The organism is Corynebacterium mycetoides (genome assembly GCF_900103625.1).
In the GTDB taxonomy this organism is placed as follows: domain Bacteria; phylum Actinomycetota; class Actinomycetes; order Mycobacteriales; family Mycobacteriaceae; genus Corynebacterium; species Corynebacterium mycetoides.
This window is the reverse complement of record NZ_LT629700.1, coordinates 92,264-110,273: the sequence shown is the minus strand read 5'-3', so window position 1 is coordinate 110,273 and position 18,010 is coordinate 92,264. Positions and strand designations below refer to the sequence as shown.

Sequence of the window (18,010 nt, the reverse complement as noted above, 5' to 3'; positions counted from 1 at the left end):
GCCCTAGTGCGCGAAGTGGCGGGTGCCGGTGAGGTACATCGTCACGCCGGCTTCCTTCGCGGCGGCGATCACTTCCTCGTCGCGGATGGATCCGCCGGGCTGCACGACTGCGGTGACGCCGGCGTCGGCAAGCACCTGGAAGCCGTCGACGAAGGGGAAGAACGCGTCGGAGGCCGCGGCTGCCCCCGTGGTGCGGTTGACGCCGTCGTCAAGCGTGTTGGCGCGCTCGACGGCGAGCTTCGCGGAATCGACGCGGTTGACCTGCCCCATGCCCACGCCGACGGATGCCCCGTTTGAGGCGATGAGGATCGCGTTGGACTTCACGCAGCGGATGGAGCGCCACGCGAACTCGAGGTCCGCGAGGACGGTGTCCGAGGCGGGCTCGCCGGCCACCAGCTGCCAATTGTCCACCGCGTCGCCCTCCGCCTGGAACGTGTCGCGCTCCTGGACGAGGAAGCCGCCGGAGATCTGCTTGAGCTCCTCGCCCCGGAACTCGGGCTCCACCTCGAGGATGCGCAGGTTCTTCTTCTCCTTGAGCAGCTCGAGGGCGGCGTCCTCATAGGAGGGGGCGACGACGACCTCGGTGAAGATCGGCTTGATGGACTCCGCCAGCTCGAGGGTGACCTCGCGGTTAACGGCGATGACGCCGCCGTAGGCCGAGACGGGGTCGCAGGCGTGGGCCTTGCGGTGCGCCTCGGCGATGGAGTCGTCGGAGACCGCGATGCCGCAGGGGTTGGCGTGCTTGATGATGGCCACGCACGGACGATCGTGGTCCCAGGCCGCCCGCCACGCGGCGTCAGCATCCTGGTAGTTGTTGTAGCTCATCTCCTTGCCGCCGTGCTGGACCGCGTTGGCGAGCCCCCAGCCTTCGTTGATCAGGCTGGCAGCCTGGTGCGGGTTTTCCCCGTAGCGCAGGTCGCCCTCGCCGTCGGAGTCGACCTGCTCGGCGAACCAGTCGGAGACCGCGGCGTCGTAGTCGGCGGTGTGGGAGAACGCCTCGTAGGCGAGCTCGCGGCGGTCGTCCAGCGAAAAGCCGTCGCCGCGCACGGCGTCGATAACGTCCGCGTAGCGTCGCGGGTCGGTCACGACGGCCACCGAGGGGTGGTTCTTCGCGGCGGCGCGCACCATAGAGGGGCCGCCGATGTCGATCTGCTCCACGCACTCGTCGAAGCTCGCTCCCGAGGCCACGGTCTCCTCGAACGGGTAAAGGTTGACCACGACGAGCTGGAACGGCTCGATGCCGAGGTCCGCGAGCTGGCGCTCGTGATCCTCGTCGCGCAGGTCAGCCAGAATGCCGGCGTGCACGCGGGGGTGCAGCGTTTTCACGCGGCCGCCGAGCACCTCGGGGAACCCGGTGAGATCGGCGACCTCGGTCACGGCCACGCCCGCCTCGGCGATCCGCTTCGCGGTGGAGCCGGTGGAGACGATTTCCACGCCCGCCTCACCGAGGGCGCGTGCCAACTCGTCCAGCCCGGTCTTGTCGTACACGCTGATCAGGGCGCGCTTAATCGCGATATGGTCTACAACCATGGGAAATGAACCTTTCCGTCGGTGATGAAAGCGCTGCGCAGGGCATCAACAATGAGCGCGCGCTCTTGTACCTTAATTCTCTCGTGCAATTCCGCCGCGGTCTCGCCCTCGCGGACTTCGACGGCTCGTTGGGCGATGATCTCCCCGGTGTCCACACCGCCGTCGATGAAGTGGACCGTGGTGCCCGTGACCTTGACCCCGTAGGCCAACGCGTCGCGCACGGCGTGCGCCCCCGGGAACGCGGGCAGCAGCGCCGGGTGGGTGTTGATCAGGCGGCCCTCGAACACATCGAGGAAGTCGGGGCCGAGGATGCGCATGAATCCCGCCGAGACCACGATGGCCGGGTCCGCCGCCGAGACAGCATCGCGCAGCCTGCGGTTCCACTCGGCGCGGTCCCCCTCCAGCTCCACCACCCGGGTGGCAACCCCGGCGTCTTCCGCCCGCCTGAGCGCGGGGCAGTCGGTGTCGGCGACGACGAGGCTGACGCGGTAGGAATCGTCCTGGTTGTCCAGGATGGACTGAAGCAGCGTCCCCGTGCCGGAGACAAGGGCGACGACGGATTTCTGCGATGGTTCAGGCACGTCGACGAGTCTAATCGCGCACGTCATCCTCGGTCGTGGGAGGGACCCACTTTGTGCTACCGCCGGCGGGCTTCTCCTCTTCCGGCTCCGGCTCCGGCTCTCGTTCCGGCTCTCGTTCCGGCTCCGGTTCCGGCTTGGCGTGGCGCATGCTCGCGATCAGCCACACGAGCCCGCCGACGGCCGCGACCCAGGCGAGCGCGAGCGCCGGCGTGGCGACGACGTGGGCCCCCACGTACCCGTAGGCGCCGGCGCTCCCGCCCGCGAACGGTATGACGGCGAGCGTCCACACCCCCGACCACGCGGCGGTGAGAGCTACATCCCGCGGGCCCAGCGCGCGGGAGGCGAAGAAACGGACGAGAGCCGCTGCGGGGACGAGCATGAGCACCGGCGCCCACGCCGGGGCGGCCGCCGGGATGGCGGCGAACAGCGGCAGCGGCGGCAGGGCGACGTTGTCGACGCTGAAGAGAGACGCCTGCGCGCCCGCGTACTCCACGCTGCCGCCCATGAGCGCGCTGAGAGTGGCCACGGCAGCGTTCGGGAGGTAGAGCAGCGTCAGCGCGATCAGGGCGGCTAGGCCGGGGCCCGGGAGCGTGGGGTAGGCGTCGACAAGCGAGGAAACCCTCCCCCACCCGGCGAGTAGCAGGCAGAGGTACACCACGGCGGCGGCGCCGACGAGGTGCAGCAGCGCGGTCGCCGCTGTCCGGGCCGTGTCGACCACGAACGCCGGTGCGCCCGCGCGGCCGGCGAGCGCCCGCCACACCACGGGTCCGATGCCGGCGACGATTCCCGCGGCGTGCACGCCCAGTGTGAGGGCGAGGGCGGCGAATGCGTTCGGGGGTGCGACCGGGTACACCGCCGACGCGTCCGCCACCATAAACAGGGCGATGCACGTCAGCGTCAGCGGGATGCCCAGCCCGAGGGCCGTGATGGCCGCCAGGTCGAGGATGCTCACGCGCTTGCGCGTGGCCACACGCACCCGCTGCGCCACCAGCGCGGCGACTGCGGCCGGAGGCAGCAGCGGGGTCAACCCGAGGGTCACGCCGTCGAAGGTCACCGGCACCCCGTGCGCGACCAGCCAGGTCTCGCCGATCGCCGCGGGGAGGTAGGCCAACGGCGATCCGGTGAGCAACACGAGCGCCAGGCTCAGCGCAACCACAGACAGCGCCGCGACCACGCTCGGCGCGGCCGCGAAGGGCAGGTAGTGGCGGAGGCGCTCGCCCCACGTTTCGGGAGCGTGGGGTGCGGGCGCCGTGCGCGTCTGTGCCGCGGCCTGGGGCATACTTCTACGGCGGCGGCGCGCGGACGGCGTTGTCCTCGGCGGCGTGGTGTGCGGGCTCGACTTCGTACTCATCGGCGCTATTGTCCCACACCCGGAAAGCCCCCGGTGAGAGCGATGTAACGTTTCGCACATATATTGGGATATCCAAAATCGGCACTTGGCTTGCCATGCCTTGACCAAACCGTTACAGTGTCCCTTCGTAAGTAACGGAGAGGTCACAATCCTGTGGCAATACCGAAACCGCGGACGAACAAAGAGGACTGCATGTTCAATTCCACGAAGGCACGCACAGGCGGCAAGCACCGCAAGAAGTCCCCCAACAAGGGACGCGTCGCTCTCGTCGCCGTCGCAACGGGTGCCGTGTCCACCGCCGGCGTTTCCGGCGCAGCTGCAGCAGCAATCCAGTCCGACAAGGCCAACGAGCCCACCGTCGACTTCGAGCTTGCGGCTGACACCGATGCCGTAGATACCCAGCTTTCTTCCGCCGACGCCGCGCCGCAGATCCTCGCCATCGCAGAGTACAAGCCGGTGGAGAACCTCTCAGACCAACTCAACAAGGCTGTGCAGCACTCTGAGCTCGTTGCCCAGGCCGATGAGCTGCTGCGCGCCCCGATGTCGGCGAAGCCGGCGGAGGGCGCTTTCACCTCGGGTTTCGGCTCGCGCTGGGGCGCGTTCCACGCTGGCATCGACATCGCCAACGTGACCAACACCCCGATCCTCGCCGTTCTTGACGGCACTGTCCTCGACTCCGGCCCCGCGCAGGGTTACGGCCAGTGGATCCGCCTGCTTCACGACGACGGCACCATCACCGTCTACGGCCACATGGAGACCCTCGACGTCGCCGTCGGCGAGCGCGTGAAGGCCGGGCAGAAGATCGCCGGCATGGGCAACCGCGGCTTCTCCACCGGCACCCACCTCCACTTCGAGGTTCACCCCGACGGGAACACTCCGGTTGATCCGGTTCCGTGGCTCGCCGCCCGCGGCATCACGCTCTAACTGGTTGAACGGGGGTAGAACGCTCCACCCCCTCGCCAACCTCAGTAGTTAACAACTTTCACACCAGTAACACCGCCGGTACGCTGGCCGTTTCCCGCTCCGGGGAACAGGGATTCGACAAAACCGCACGTCAGACCGTTGCCGGTCCGCGGCGGTGGCGATACATTGTGACACCATGAAACGACCCCTGCTTAGCGCCGCAGTCGCCTCAATCGCCTCAGTCGTCGCAGCCGCCACACTCACCGCCGCCCCCGCCCACGCCCTCGCGGCCCCGACCGTCAACCTCGACGGGTCGCCCGTCAACAGCGACGTCGAAATCGCCGGCGCGCTTGCGGTCGCCGCGGCACAGATTTTCACCACCGGCGCCACCGTCACGGCGGGCGACCACTCCGTGGTCTACGACCCGCGCGCGGAGGAACAGCTCCTCAACCTCCCGCCCGAAACCATCCAGATCGTCCCGCCCGCCGGCGAAGACGCCGTCGTCTACCAAACGGGCCAGACGGCGGACGGGCGCACCGTGGTCACCCCCTCGACAGGACGCGTCAGCTCCGGCTTCGGCCAGCGCTGGGGACGCATGCACCAGGGAATGGACATCGCCAACGACGCCGGAACCCCCATCTACGCGGTCATGGACGGCACCGTCATCAACGCGGGCCCCGCGCAGGGCTTCGGCAACTGGGTCGTGATCCGCCACGACGGCGGGGAGGTCTCCGTCTACGGCCACATGCGCCACTACAACGTGAGCATCGGCCAGCGCGTCACCGCCGGGGAGCAGATCGCCACCATCGGCAACGAGGGGCGCTCCACGGGCCCGCACCTCCACTTCGAGATCAAGCCGGACGGCGTCAACCAGGTCGACCCGCAGGTCTGGCTGGGGCGCCAGGGCATCACCATCTAAGACATCTAGAGTTTTTCCATCGGGACTCCCCCGATGAGCATGAGGCGGACGGTGCCAGAGGAGCCGAAGTCAATCGTCACCGTCTCGCGCACGCCGGAGCCCTCGACGGCTGTGACAGTGCCGAGGCCGTACTTGGCGTGGTTGACGCGGTCGCCTGGCGCGAGGTCCAGGTTCTTGTTCACCTTTGCGCCAGTGCGGGTGCCGCTTCTCGACGGGCGGCGCCTCGGCGTGCCCCACGCGTCGGTGACCATGGAGCGCTCCGGCTCCACCCGGCGCCAGTCGACGAGATCCTCCGGGATCTCGGTCAGGAAGCGGCTGGCGGGGTTGGTCACCGGGGAACCCCACGACGAGCGCAGCATCGCGCGCGTGAGGTAGAGGCGCTTCTTGGCGCGGGTGATGCCCACATACGCCAGGCGGCGCTCCTCCGCCAGTTCGGCGGGATCCCCGAGCGCGCGCAGGTGCGGGAACTGCCCGTCCTCCCACCCGGTGACAAACACGTAGGGAAACTCGAGGCCCTTGGCGGTGTGCAACGTCATCAGCGTGACCACGCCCTGGTCGTTGTCCGGCAGCTGGTCCGCGTCCGCCACGAGGGACACGCGCTCCAAAAACGCCTGCAGCGACCCCGGCATGGGCTCGCCCTCGGCCAGGGCGCTGTCGAGCTCCTCCTGGCTCATGTAGGCGATCTGGTTGGCCGCCTCCGAGGAGAACTCGCGCGCGACCGACACCAGCTCGTTGAGGTTGTCCAACCGGGAGCCGTCCTGCGGGTCGTTCGACGCCTCGAGCTCGGCGCGGTAGCCCGTCACCTCCAGGATGCGGTTGACCAGCTGGCCCAGATCCGGCATCCCGGTGACCTCGTTTTTCATCTCGGGCAGTTCGGCCCGGAGGCCGTCGATAAGCTCGACGAAACCAGCGATCGCGTTTGTGGAGCGGGCGGCGAGCATGCTGACCTCGCCCGCGGCGGCGTCGACAAGCGCGCGGCCGAAGCTCACGCCTGTGTTCTGGGCGTGTAGCGCCACCATCGCCTGGGCCTTGTCCCCGATCGCGCGCTTGGGCACGTTGACGATGCGGCGCAGGCTCACCGTGTCGTCCGGGTTGTCGATGACCTTCATGTAGGCCACTATGTCGCGGATCTCGCGGCGCTCGTAGAACCGGGTGCCGCCGACGACCTTGTACGGAATGCCGGAGCGGATGAAGATGTCTTCCAGCGCGCGGGACGCGTTGTTGGTGCGGTACATCACCGCGATGTCGCTGTAGGCGGTGCCCTCGTCCGCCAGCCGGTCGATCTCGGAGGCGACGAAGCGGGCCTCATCGTGCTCGTTGTCCGCAACGTAGCCCACGATCCGGTCCCCCTCCCCGTGCGCCGTCCAGAGCTTCTTCGGCCGCCGGCCCTCGTTCTGCGCGATGACCGCGTTGGCGGCGCTGAGGATGTTTTGGGTGGAGCGGTAGTTCTGCTCCAGCATGACCGTGGTCGCGTTGGGGTAGTCGCGCTCGAACTCCTCGATGTTGCGTATCGTCGCCCCGCGGAACGCGTAGATGGACTGATCAGAATCGCCTACGACCGCCAGCTCGGGCGCGTCCGGGCCGTCGCCCACGAGCGTGTGGATGAGCTCGTACTGGGCGTGGTTGGTGTCCTGGTACTCGTCCACCAGCACGTGCCGGAAGCGGCGGCGGTAGTACTCGACAACCTGGGGGTGCTCCTTGAAAATGCGCACGACCTCACCGATCAAGTCGTCGAAGTCGAGCGCGTTGGCCCGGCGCAGGCTGGCCTGGTACTCCGCGAACACCCCGGCGACGGTGAGATCGAAGGGGTTGCGGGTGCGCTCCGCCCGGGCGGCTGCCTCCTCCGGGCCGACGAGCTCGTTCTTCAGGTTCGAAATCGCGTTGGCCAGGGTGCGCGCCGAGAACTTCTTCAGATCCAGGTTGCGGTCTTTCGCGATCATGGCCAGGAGGCGGCGCGAATCGTCCGAGTCGTAGATGGTGAAGTTGGTGTTCAGCCCCGGCACGAGCTGGGCCTGCTGGCGCAGGATGCGCACGCACACCGAGTGGAAGGTGGCCACCCACATGCGCTGCGCCTCCGGGCCCACCAGATCCGCGACGCGCTCCTTCATCTCCGCCGCGGCCTTGTTGGTGAAGGTGATCGCCAGGATCTGCCAGGGGGCGACGCCGCGCTCGCCCAGCAGGTAGGCGATCCTGCGGGTGAGCACCGCCGTCTTGCCCGACCCTGCGCCGGCGATGATGAGCAGGGGTCCGCCCTGGTGGGTGACGGCCTTTTCCTGCTGCGGGTTGAGTCCCAAAACCAGATCCGTGTTCATGTCTGTGTTCATGATGACCCTAACCCTACAATCACGACCCGACATGGCCCCCTGGGTGGCATAACGGGTGGCATAACGGGTGGCATAATGGCGAGCCATGAGTGAGTTCGAGATCCGCATGCCCTCCGGTACCGACGACCCCTTGTCGGACACCGAGATCCAGGAATACCGCAAGGAGATCGACAGGCTCGACCGGGTGATTCTGGATGCCGTGAAGCGCCGCTCGGAGGTGTCACGGGCGATCGGCAAGACGCGGATGGGCTCCGGCGGAACGCGCCTGGTGCACACCCGCGAGGTGGCCATTATCAACCAGTTCCGCGACGAGCTCGGAGAGGAGGGCCCCACGCTGGCCGGGGTCCTCCTGCGCCTCGGCCGCGGGAAGCTGGGCTGACGGCCCGACCTAGAACAGACCTATAACAGGCCTAGAACACGACCTCGAACTCGAGCAGCGACGCCCCCGTGGCCACGGGCTTGCGGTCGCCCCCGTGGCCCCCGTGCGCTCCACGGCCCTCGGATTCCCACCACGCGTCGTAGGATTCCTGATCCGCCCAGCGGGTGACCACGAAGTAGCGGTCCTCGCCCTTGACCGGGCGCAGCAGCTCGAAGCCCTCGAAACCGGGCTGTGAGTCGATCGCGTGCTTGCGCGCGGCGAAACGGCGCTCGAGTTCCTCGCCCGCGCCCTCAGGCACGGAAATTGCGTTGATCTTCACGATGCTCATACCTGCATATTAGGCCTACCTGGCGACAGGTTTTGAACTAGCGTGTTACCCATGACCGCAACGCCTCGTTCCACCGACATCACCTCCACACCCGCCTGGGCCGCACTCGAGAAGCTGCGCGACGAGCACCCGCTCACCCTGCGCGAGCTGTTCGCGGCCGACCCCGACCGCGCCGACAAGCTCACGTTCGACGCCGCCGGCCTGCACGTCGACCTGTCGAAGAACCTTGTCGACGACGCCGTCCTCGCCGCCCTGGTCGACCTCGCGGGCGAAGCGGACCTCGCCGGGCGCATCGAGGACATGTTCGCCGGGGTCCACATCAACACCACGGAGGACCGCGCCGTCCTCCACACCGCGCTTCGTCTGCCCGACGGGTCCGAGCTCACCGTCGACGGCCAGGACGCCGCGGCCGACGTGCACGAGGTGCTCGGCCGCATGCGCGACTTCGCCACTGAACTGCGCCGGGAGGGCAGGATTAAAAAGGTCGTCAACATCGGCATCGGCGGCTCCGACCTCGGCCCCGCGATGGCCACCCTGGCGCTGCGCTCGTACGCCACCGCCGGCATTACCGCCGAGTTCGTCTCCAACGTGGACCCCGCCGACATGGTCAACGTCCTCGAGCGCTGCGTGCCCGAGGAGACACTGTTCATCGTGGCGTCGAAGACGTTTACCACCCAGGAGACGCTGGCCAACGCGCACGCCGCCAAGCGCTGGGTGCTCGAGCGTTTCGACGGCGACGAATCCGTCATTGCCAAGCACTTCGTCGCCGTGTCCACCAACGCCGAGAAGGTCGCCGAGTTCGGCATCGACACCGCCAACATGTTCCCGTTCTGGGACTGGGTCGGCGGGCGCTACTCCGTGGCCTCCGCCATCGGCCTGTCGCTCATGGCCGTCATCGGCCCGAACGACTTCATGCGTTTCCTAGAGGGCTTCCACGCAGTGGACGAGCACTTCCGCACCACACCCGTGGAGCGCAACGTTCCCGCGCTCATGGGCCTGATCAACGTGTGGTACCGCAACTTCCACGGCGCGCAGACCCACGCCGTGCTCCCCTACTCCCAGGACCTCGCCCGCTTCCCCGCCTACCTGCAGCAGCTGACCATGGAGTCCAACGGCAAGTCCGTCACCCGCGACGGGCGCCCGGTGAGCTACGCCACTGGGGAGATCTTCTGGGGCGAGCCCGGCACCAACGGCCAGCACGCCTTCTACCAGCTCATCCACCAGGGCACGACGATGGTTCCGGCGGACTTCATCGGGTTCGCCACCCCGAAGCGGGATCTGCCGGCGGCGGACGGCACCGGTTCCATGCACGACCTGCTGATGGGCAACATGTTCGCACAGACCAAGGTGCTCGCCTTCGGGAAGACGGAGTCCGAGATCGTCGCCGAGGGCGTCGATAAGCAGCTGGCCCCCCACAAGGTCATGCCGGGCAACCGCCCCACGACGACGATCCTGGCCGACGAGCTCACGCCGCACGCCCTCGGCGCGCTCATCGCGCTGTACGAGCACATCACGTTCACCGAGTCGGCGATCTGGGACATCAACGCCTTCGACCAGTGGGGCGTTGAGCTGGGCAAGCAGCAGGCCAACGACCTCGCCGCCGCCGTCTCCGGCGAGGTGGAGCCAGACACAGGCGACTCCTCCACCGACGCCCTGATCGCCTGGTACAGGAACGCGCGTTAAATGGGCGACGCCATCTCCTCCGACCGCTACACGCCTCGGCAGCGCACGACCTACCGCAAGCGGCTCGAGGATGAGCTGGAGGTGTTCGACCGCCACCTCCAGGAGGCCGAGTTCGTGGACAGGGGGACGATCGGGCTCGAGCTCGAGCTCAACCTTGTCGACTCATCCATGCGCCCCGCGCCCCGCAACAGGGAGGTGCTGGATCGGCTGAGCGGCGAGTACCAGTCCGAGATCGGCTCCTACAACGTGGAGCTGAACCTGCCGCCGCAGTCAATCGAGGGCGACGGGCTGCGCACCCTGGAGTCGCGGCTGCGCGAGCGCCTGGACGAGGTCGCCGGGGCCGCGGAAAGGGCCGGCACGCAGGTGGCCATGATCGGCACGCTGCCCACGATGACCACGGAGTTTCTCGAGGACCCGGGCTGGATCACCAACGAGCACCGCTACCGCGGCCTGAACAACTCGGTGATGGAATCGCGCGGCGAGCTGCTGCATATCGACGTTTCCCGGATGGAGTCCTACCGCCACGATTTCGAGGACATCTCCACCGAGTCGACGTGCACCTCCATGCAGCTGCACCTGCAGGTCGCGCCGAACCGCTTCGCAGACGCGTGGAACGCCTCGCAGGCGATCGCCGGCGTGCAGGCCGCGGTCGGCGCGAACTCGCCGCTGTTCATGGGGCGGCGCCTGTGGCACGAGTCGCGCATCCCGGTCTTCCAGCAGGCCATCGACACCCGCACCCAGGAGCTGATCAACCAGGGCGTGCGCCCGCGCGTGTGGTTCGGCGAGCGCTGGATCACCTCGGTGTTCGACCTGTTCGAGGAGAACGTGCGCTACTTCTCCCCCCTGCTTCCGGAGGGGCGCGTCGAGGCCGGGAAGCCGATCATGACCGGGGACAGCCCGGGCCTGCACTACCTCAACCTGCAAAACGGCACGGTGTGGCGCTGGAACCGCCCGATCTACGACCCCAACGGCGAGCTGTCCCACATCCGCGTGGAAAACCGCCTGCTGCCCGCCGGGCCCACGCCCGCGGACATCATCGCGGACGCGGCCTTCTACTACGGGCTGGTGAAGTTCCTCGGCGAGCAGACGCGCCCGGTGTGGTCCCGGATGAGCTTCGCCACGGCGGAGGAGAATTTTATCGCCGGCGCGCGCGATGGCCTCACGGCCCGCGTGAAGTGGCCGACGCTGGGCAGAATCGACGTCTGCGAGCTGGTCAAGGAGCATTTGCTCGACGACGCCCGCTCCGGCCTGGCCGCACTCGGTGTCCACCAGGGCTGCATCGACGACTATCTCGGCATCATCGAAGGCCGCGTGGTCACCCGCCAAAACGGGGCGACGTGGCAGCTCGCCGCCCTCACGGAGGCCGGCGCCGGGTCGCGGCCCGACACCCCGCAGCGCGAGGAGGCGCTCGCGCGGGTCCTGCGGAAATATCTGGAAAACCAGGCGACCGGCGCGCCGGTGCATACTTGGTCGACGTCGGTCGCCTAGGGCACAATAAGCCGCATGCAGGCTATTATTGATTGGCTCGTTCACCTGATGGAGGTGATCGGCGCCCCCGGCGTCGGTCTGGCCATCCTCGCGGAGAACCTCTTCCCGCCCATCCCCTCCGAGGTGGTTCTGCCTCTCGCCGGCTTCACCGTGGCGCAGGGCTCGCTGAACTTTGTGTCGGTGTTCATCTGGTCGGTGGTGGGCTCCGTCACCGGCGCGTACCTCCTCTACGGCCTCGGCGCCTGGCTGGGCGCGCAACGCCTGCGCGCGATCGCGGAGTGGATGTGGCTGGTCAAGGGGTCGGACGTGGACAAGGCGCTCGCGTGGTTTGACAAGTACGGCAAGGTTTCGGTGTTCTTCGGCCGCCTCATCCCCGGCGTGCGCTCCCTGATCTCGATCCCGGCGGGGCTCGACCGCATGAACCTAGTCGCCTTCGGGCTGTGGACCACGCTGGGCTCCACCATCTGGAACGCCATCCTCATCTGGCTGGGGTACGTGCTGGGCGACAACTGGCACATTGTGGAGAACTATGTCAACGCCTATTCCAACGTGGTCTACGTCATCCTCGCCCTGCTCATCGTGGGCGTGCTCGCCTTCTTTATCCGCCGCGCGGTCAACGAGCGGCAGGCTGACAGCGCGGACACCACCAGATAACGCGCTCCAAGTCGCCCTCCCCGCCCAGAAACCCCTTCTGGATCAAGGTCGTGCACCGGCGGCAGGGCTTGTTGTTGCGCCCGAACACGTAGCTCGTCTCCCCGGCCCGCCTGACCCCCGTGGTCACGCGGACTGGGGAGTCTTTGTTCGCCCACATGAGCCTGCGGGCCAGGCGCACGTGCGTGTCGACGTCCACCTCACGCACCCGCCGCGCGGGATGCGTGCCCGCGAGGAAGCAGATCTCCGCCCGGTATTCGTTGCCGATGCCCGCGGCGTTTTTCTGGTCCAGCAGCGCCCGGCCGATCTCCATGCCGGGGGCGGAGGCGATGCGCCGCACCACCTCGTCGTGGTCGAAGTCGTCGGCCAGCATGTCGGGCCCGAGATAGCCCATGCGCAGGGGGTATTCGCGGGCGGGAAACACCTCGACCAGCCCGAGCGAGTGACCGACGAGTTCGATGTCGCCCGCGGTGTCGGCAAGCTGGAGCACCACTCGGGCGGTGTGTCCGGGCTTGCGCCAGCGCGTGCCGGCGCGGTGGATGGCCCACGTGCCCTCCATCTTCAGGTGCGTGTGCAGGATTTCCGGGCCGAACTGCATGAACAGGTGCTTGCCGTAGGGCCATACCCGCTCGCACGTCATGCCGGTGAAGTCCACGGTGGCGTAGCGCGGCACGCGCAGGCTCGCGCGGGTGACCTCCCGGCCCGCCATGAACTGCAGGCGCTTGGAGAGCTGGTAGACGGAATCGCCTTCGGGCATTGCTTGATACTAACGCTACAGCCGTACAACGGGGATTCTGGGGAGTACTATCTCCCTCGTACTATCAGTCGCTTTAAGTTGCGTACCCGGAGGTAACGCATATGTCCCGTAAACCCAGCCAATCTCAGCGGATGACCCGCTACGCCCTCGGTGCGTTCATGAGCTTCGCGGGTATCAGCCACCTCACTTTTGCACGCCAGGATTTCCGGGCTCAGGTCCCGGACTGGTTCCCAATGGACAAGGACCTCGTCGTCCTCGGTTCCGGCCTCGCCGAAATAGCCCTCGGCGCATCCCTGCTCGCCCTTCCCAAGCGCTACCGCCAGACGGGCATCGCGCTGGCGACGTTCTACACCGCGATCTACCCGGGAAACATCGGCCAGTACGCCGAGCGCCACGACGCATTCGGCTTGGACAACAACGCGAAGCGCCTCGTCCGCCTCTTCGGCCAACCCGCGCTCATCGCGGCGGCGCTGTGGGCCGCGGGGGTGCCCAAGCGCTAGACGGCGCTAGACAGCGCTAGTCGTCGAAGCTGAGCTCCTCCACCGCCTCCGCGAGGCTCCTGCCCCGGCGCTTCGGCGCCTGGGTGTTGGCGCCGCCGATTTTCACCCCCTTGTGGGTGGGGGCCGCGCCGTACTCGCGCAGGGAGAACGCGGGCTCCCCGTTGAGCTTCTCCACGCTTAAGGGTTTCATGCGGCCGGCGGCGACCGCGTCGGCAAGCGCGGCGAGAACCACTGGCATGGGGTCGCCCACCCCCTCGGGGAAATGCTCGAAAAACGTGGTCATGGTCTTGCCGCCGCGGGTGATGTGTGCGGCCAGGAGGCCGTCGACAAGCACAACCATTGCCCCGGCTGACCGCGCCGGGCCCTGCTCGGGCCAGGGAAGGGCCGCGCCGTAGGGGTTCGCGGGGTCGGTGGCCGCGAGCACGTACGCGTCGGGCTCGCGCGTGCCCGAGGGCCAGCCCACGACGTCGTCGGAATCCTGGTGGGCGCGCAGCCTGTCGATGGTTGCGGGCGTGGAGAACTGCGAGGCGCCCAGGCCCTCGACGAGGTAACCGCGCATGGCCTTGCCCGACTCCTCGAAGCCGGAGAGCACCTTATAGGCCAGCGCGAACCCGCCGAGAACGCCCTCGGCGACGACGCTGCCGCGGGTGACCACGCCGTAGCGGTCCAACCATGCCTCGCCGAACGCGACCGATCGCCGCGTCGCGTCCGTGTCCACGGCGGGGGTCGCCGCCCAGCGCCCCACCATGTCGGGGGGCGTCAGCGTGGAAAACGAGGTGCGCCCGGACCTGATGCGGGAACGCGTGGGGCGTCGCTTGGCGCGGTGCGCGGTCTTTCCGCCGGCCAGGCGCGCGCGGATCGGGGTAAACGAGTCGGGGGCGATGAAACCGGCCTCGACCAGGTCCCACATGGATTCGCGCAGCTCGTCGACGGTAGTGGTCTCCAGCAGGTCGGTGAAGAGGAAGCCCCCGCCGCCGCGGACCTTGGACAGGATCTGGGTCTGGGTCAGGGAGAGTGTGGGCTCCTCGACGTCCGGCATGAGCTGGCCGGCGTAGTCGGCGGGCAGCAGCATGATCCAGGGGTCGCGCGCGCCCGCCTTGCCGGCGCCGACGATGGCGATCTCGCCGGAGGAGGTGAGCTCGTCGAGCATGGCCGGGCTGTAGTCGCCCACCCGCGAGGGCAGGACGTGCGACTCCCACGCCGAGGCCGGCAGCCGCACCCCGGCGAGCTGCTCGAGCACGGTGTACACCCCGTCCGCGCCCCGCAGGGCGGGGCGGCTTCCCGCGGGTGCGACGTGCGACCAGCTGGGGAGGAACCGCCCGTAGGCGGATTGGGACACGGGCCGGGTCTGGGCGCGGGCGGCGGCCAGCGAGCGGGAGCGGATGATGCGCAGGACCTCGTTGGCAACATACTCGGTCTCCTCCACGCCCTGGCGGTAGCGGCCCTCGATCACCTTGCCGGAGTCCACCAGCGGCTGCAACGCGGAGTAGGCGGCGCCGACCGCGAGCCCGAAGGCGTCTGCAAGGTCGCGCAGGGTAAACGGCCCGCGGGTGCGCACCCACCGGCCCACGAGCTGGGCCAAGGCGTCGGTGATGGTGGCTACCTGCGCGGGGACACCCGGCGGGACGGGCACACCGAGGGCGTCGCGCAGCAGCGGCGCGTCGATCGATTGCGCGATGTGCTCGCGGCCCCCGAACCGCACCCGCATCACGCGCGGTCCGAGCGCCGCCTCGAGGGATGCCAGCGGCACCGGGGTGTAGAGCGAGAGGTCGTCTACGGGCACCGGTCCCACGATGCGCACGGTGTCGGCGAACTGCTCGGAGGTCTGCGCCCTGCCCACGCGGCGCAGCGAGGCGTCGACCTCGGCGATGACGGAGGCGTCGAGAAGCTCGCGCAGCTCGACCGTGCCCAGCAGCTTCGCCAGCAAGGCCGGGTCGAGAGAGAGGGCGGCGGCGCGCTTTTCGGCCAGCGGGGTGTCGCCCTCGTACATGAACGCGCCGGTGTAGTTGAACAGCAGCGAGGACGCGAACGGGCTGGGCTGCGAGGTGGTCACCTCCGCCACGCGGATGCGGCGGGTGGCAAGGTCGCCCATCACCTCGCGCAGCGACGCCACGTCGTACACGTCCTGCAGGCACTCGCGCACCGTCTCCAGGATGATGGGGAACGAGGGGTAGTTGCGGGCGACGTCCAGCAGCTGCTCGGCGCGCTGGCGCTGCTGCCACAGCGGGGCGCGCTTGCCCGGGTTGCGGCGCGGGAGCAGCAGCGCGCGGGCGGCGCACTCGCGGAAGCGCGAGGCGAACAGGGCTGAGTTTCCCACCTGCTCGGTGACGATGTCGGCGATCTCGTCGGCGTCGAACAGGAAGAGGGAGGTGTCGGGCTCCTTGTCCCCCTGTGGCAGGCGCAGCACAATGCCGTCGTCGCCGGCCACGGCCTGGGCGTCCATGCCGGTGTCCTGGGAGACCCGCCAGCCGGTGGCCAGCGCCCAGGCCGCGTTGACGCCTTTGCCGAACGGGGTGTGCAGCACCACGCGCCAGTCCCCCAGCTCGTCGGTGAACCGCTCCAGCACGAGCGTTTGCTCGTCCGGCACGATCCCGGTGGCCTCCTCCTGCTCCTCGAGGTACGCCAGCACGTTGCGGCGGGCGAACTCGTCGAGCGAGTCGTCGAGCGTGCGCTCGCGTCGAAACTGACCGATGGCTTTTCCCAGCTCGTACGGGCGGCCGAGCGAGTCGCCCGTCCAAAACGGCAGACGCCCGGTGTGCCCCGGCGCGGGCGAGACCTGTACCTGGTCGCGGGTGATGTTCTCGATGCGCCAGCTCGACGCGCCGAGCGTGAACACGTCGCCCACGCGCGACTCGTAGACCATCTCCTCATCCAGCTCGCCGACGCGCCGCGGCGCGGAGTCGGCCCCGACGAGGAACACCCCGAACATGCCGCGGTCCGGGATGGTGCCGGCGTTGGTCACGGCGACGCGCTGCGCGCCGGGGCGCGCCTTCAACACGGTGCCGTCGAGCACAGCGCGGGGCCGCAGCTCCGCGAAGTCGGTGGAGGGGTACACGCCCACCACCAGGTCGATCACGGCGTCGAACACGTCGCGCGAGAGGTCGCGGTACGGCCAGGCGCGGCGCACGGTGTCGTACCACTCGTCCACGTCGAGGTCCTCGACCGCCACGGCCGCGACGGTGTGCTGGGTGAGCACGTCCAGCGGCGAGACGGGCGTGTGCAGCTCCTCTATCAGCCCGGCGCGCATCCGCGGCACCGTCACCGCCGACTGCACCAGGTCCGCGCGGTGCTTGGGGTAGAAGGCGCCCTCGGAGACCTGCCCCACCGCGTGGCCGGCGCGCCCGACGCGCTGCAGCCCGGAGGCGACCGAGGGCGGCGACTCCACCTGGATGACCAGGTCGACCGCGCCCATATCGATGCCCAGCTCCAGCGAGGACGTGGAGATCACAGCTCTCAGCGAGCCCTCCTTGAGCATCGTCTCGGTGGTCAGCCGCTCCTCCTTAGACACGGAACCGTGGTGGGCGCGGGCGATGACCGGCGCCGCGTGCCCCGCGGTGTCGACGGACTTCATCAGCTGCGCGGGCGGGCGTCGTAAAGCGGGGCTCAGGCTCTCCGGGTCGTGCTCTTTGGCCCACAGCTCGTTGAGCTGGCTGGTCAGCCGCTCGGCCGTGCGCCGCGAGTTGACGAAGACGATGGTCGAGCGGTGGGCCATGACCTGGTCGTAGACCGCCTGCTCGATATGGGGCCAAATGCTTGTCGACGCCTGCACCGGCGCCTCCTCTGCCCCCAAGAGGTCATCCACGACGGCCTCACCGATGGTGGAGGCGTCCTCGGGCACGGGGAGATCGCTCATGTCCTCCACGGGGACGTGCACGCCCAGCGACCATTTCTTGACCGCCGGCGGGTTGACAATCGTCGTGCGCGGCCCGAGGAAGTTGGCCACGGCGTCCAAGGGGCGCACGGTGGCGGACAAACCGATGCGCTGGAAATCGCCCGCGATGCGGCGCAGCCGCTCCAGGGACAGGGTCAGGTGCACTCCGCGCTTCGTGCCGGCGAGCGCGTGGATCTCGTCGACGATGACGGTGTCGACGGACGCTAGGACGCCCGCCGCCTTGGAGGTGAGCATCAGGTAGAGCGACTCCGGGGTGGTGATCAGGATGTCCGGGGGTGTGCGCACCTGGCGGTTGCGCTCCGCCTGGGGGGTGTCGCCGGAGCGCACCCCGACGGAGATGTCCGGGGCGTCCAGCCCCATGCGCTGCGCCACGCGCGCGATTCCGCCGAGCGGGGCGCGCAGGTTGTTCTCCACGTCCACGCCGAGCGCCTTGAGCGGGGAGATGTAGAGGACTTTCACGCCGCCGTGGGTCGAGCGCGCGGCGCCGTCGATAGGCAGGGCCTGCTGCCCGGCGCGCTCCACCAGTGAATTGAGCGACCACAGGAACGCCGCGAGGGTTTTGCCCGAGCCCGTGGGTGCCACCACAAGCGCGTTCTCCCCGTTGGAGATGGCCTCCCACGCGCCCTCCTGAACGGGGGTGGGCGCGGCGAAGACCTCGCTGAACCAGGTGGCCACCTGAGGGCGGAAACGGTCCAGAACTCGAGCGGTCATGCGCAACACTTTA

Annotated in this window: 14 protein-coding genes; 7 read left to right on the top strand and 7 right to left on the bottom strand. The window is 68.7% G+C overall.

The window, feature by feature from the left end:
* Nucleotides 1-3: 3 nt before the first annotated feature.
* Genes purH through BLS40_RS00545 form a run of 3 tightly spaced genes read right to left on the bottom strand, consistent with a single transcriptional unit; the run spans nucleotide 4 to nucleotide 3,462 of the window.
* A complete protein-coding gene (gene purH, locus BLS40_RS00555; protein ID WP_092147358.1) occupies nucleotides 4-1,530 on the bottom strand; it encodes a bifunctional phosphoribosylaminoimidazolecarboxamide formyltransferase/IMP cyclohydrolase in 1,527 nt (508 codons plus the stop codon).
* Nucleotides 1,521-2,138: a phosphoribosylglycinamide formyltransferase gene (purN, locus tag BLS40_RS00550; protein ID WP_092147355.1), complete on the bottom strand. Its 618-nt coding sequence runs from the start codon at nucleotides 2,136-2,138 to the stop codon at nucleotides 1,521-1,523. The genes purH and purN overlap by 10 nt, the downstream gene beginning before the upstream one ends.
* Nucleotides 2,122-3,462 carry a cell division protein PerM gene (locus tag BLS40_RS00545; protein ID WP_157672419.1) on the bottom strand — a complete coding sequence of 447 codons (1,341 nt, stop codon included), beginning with the start codon at nucleotides 3,460-3,462 and terminating at the stop codon, nucleotides 2,122-2,124. Before BLS40_RS00545 ends, purN begins: the two co-directional genes overlap by 17 nt.
* Nucleotides 3,463-3,654: 192 nt before the next feature.
* Between BLS40_RS00545 and BLS40_RS00540 the strand changes: the two genes are divergently transcribed.
* The gene (locus BLS40_RS00540) at nucleotides 3,655-4,386 is read left to right on the top strand and encodes a M23 family metallopeptidase (RefSeq protein WP_092147349.1); all 732 of its coding nucleotides are present in this window, start codon (nucleotides 3,655-3,657) and stop codon (nucleotides 4,384-4,386) included.
* Between the two features lie 175 nt (nucleotides 4,387-4,561).
* Nucleotides 4,562-5,284, top strand: a complete 723-nt coding sequence (locus tag BLS40_RS00535) for a M23 family metallopeptidase (protein WP_092147346.1) — start codon at nucleotides 4,562-4,564, stop codon at nucleotides 5,282-5,284.
* Nucleotides 5,285-5,289: 5 nt separating this feature from the next.
* Here the strand turns inward: BLS40_RS00535 and pcrA are convergent, their stop codons facing one another.
* The gene (gene pcrA, locus BLS40_RS00530) at nucleotides 5,290-7,596 is read right to left on the bottom strand and encodes a DNA helicase PcrA (protein ID WP_092147343.1); all 2,307 of its coding nucleotides are present in this window, start codon (nucleotides 7,594-7,596) and stop codon (nucleotides 5,290-5,292) included.
* 97 nt (nucleotides 7,597-7,693) lie between these two features.
* On the opposite strand from pcrA, the gene BLS40_RS00525 reads away from it, so the two are divergent.
* Nucleotides 7,694-7,987, top strand: coding sequence for a chorismate mutase (locus BLS40_RS00525; RefSeq protein WP_092147341.1), 294 nt, complete (start codon nucleotides 7,694-7,696; stop codon nucleotides 7,985-7,987).
* Nucleotides 7,988-8,018: 31 nt separating this feature from the next.
* On the opposite strand, the gene BLS40_RS00520 is transcribed toward BLS40_RS00525, so the two are convergent.
* On the bottom strand, nucleotides 8,019-8,315 hold the full coding sequence (locus BLS40_RS00520; protein ID WP_092147338.1) for an antibiotic biosynthesis monooxygenase family protein: 297 nt from the start codon (nucleotides 8,313-8,315) through the stop codon (nucleotides 8,019-8,021).
* A 51-nt stretch (nucleotides 8,316-8,366) separates the two neighbouring features.
* Here BLS40_RS00520 and pgi point away from each other — a divergent pair, with 51 nt between their 5' ends.
* From pgi to BLS40_RS00505, 3 genes are read left to right on the top strand one after another with little or no spacing between them, the layout of a single operon-like run.
* On the top strand, nucleotides 8,367-9,998 hold the full coding sequence (gene pgi / locus BLS40_RS00515) for a glucose-6-phosphate isomerase (RefSeq protein ID WP_092147335.1): 1,632 nt from the start codon (nucleotides 8,367-8,369) through the stop codon (nucleotides 9,996-9,998).
* A complete protein-coding gene (locus tag BLS40_RS00510; protein ID WP_092147331.1) occupies nucleotides 9,999-11,486 on the top strand; it encodes a glutamate--cysteine ligase in 1,488 nt (495 codons plus the stop codon).
* A 15-nt stretch (nucleotides 11,487-11,501) separates the two neighbouring features.
* Nucleotides 11,502-12,140 (top strand): DedA family protein, encoded by a 639-nt coding sequence (locus tag BLS40_RS00505; protein WP_092147328.1) that lies wholly within the window; start codon nucleotides 11,502-11,504, stop codon nucleotides 12,138-12,140.
* On the opposite strand, the gene BLS40_RS00500 is transcribed toward BLS40_RS00505, so the two are convergent.
* Nucleotides 12,100-12,894: a DNA-formamidopyrimidine glycosylase family protein gene (locus BLS40_RS00500; RefSeq protein WP_092147326.1), complete on the bottom strand. Its 795-nt coding sequence runs from the start codon at nucleotides 12,892-12,894 to the stop codon at nucleotides 12,100-12,102. The genes BLS40_RS00505 and BLS40_RS00500 overlap by 41 nt on opposite strands.
* A gap of 101 nt (nucleotides 12,895-12,995) precedes the next feature.
* Here BLS40_RS00500 and BLS40_RS00495 point away from each other — a divergent pair, with 101 nt between their 5' ends.
* On the top strand, nucleotides 12,996-13,394 hold the full coding sequence (locus BLS40_RS00495) for a DoxX family protein (protein ID WP_040423107.1): 399 nt from the start codon (nucleotides 12,996-12,998) through the stop codon (nucleotides 13,392-13,394).
* Between the two features lie 16 nt (nucleotides 13,395-13,410).
* On the opposite strand, the gene BLS40_RS00490 is transcribed toward BLS40_RS00495, so the two are convergent.
* A complete protein-coding gene (locus BLS40_RS00490) occupies nucleotides 13,411-17,997 on the bottom strand; it encodes an ATP-dependent helicase (RefSeq protein WP_092147323.1) in 4,587 nt (1,528 codons plus the stop codon).
* Nucleotides 17,998-18,010 lie beyond the last annotated feature (13 nt).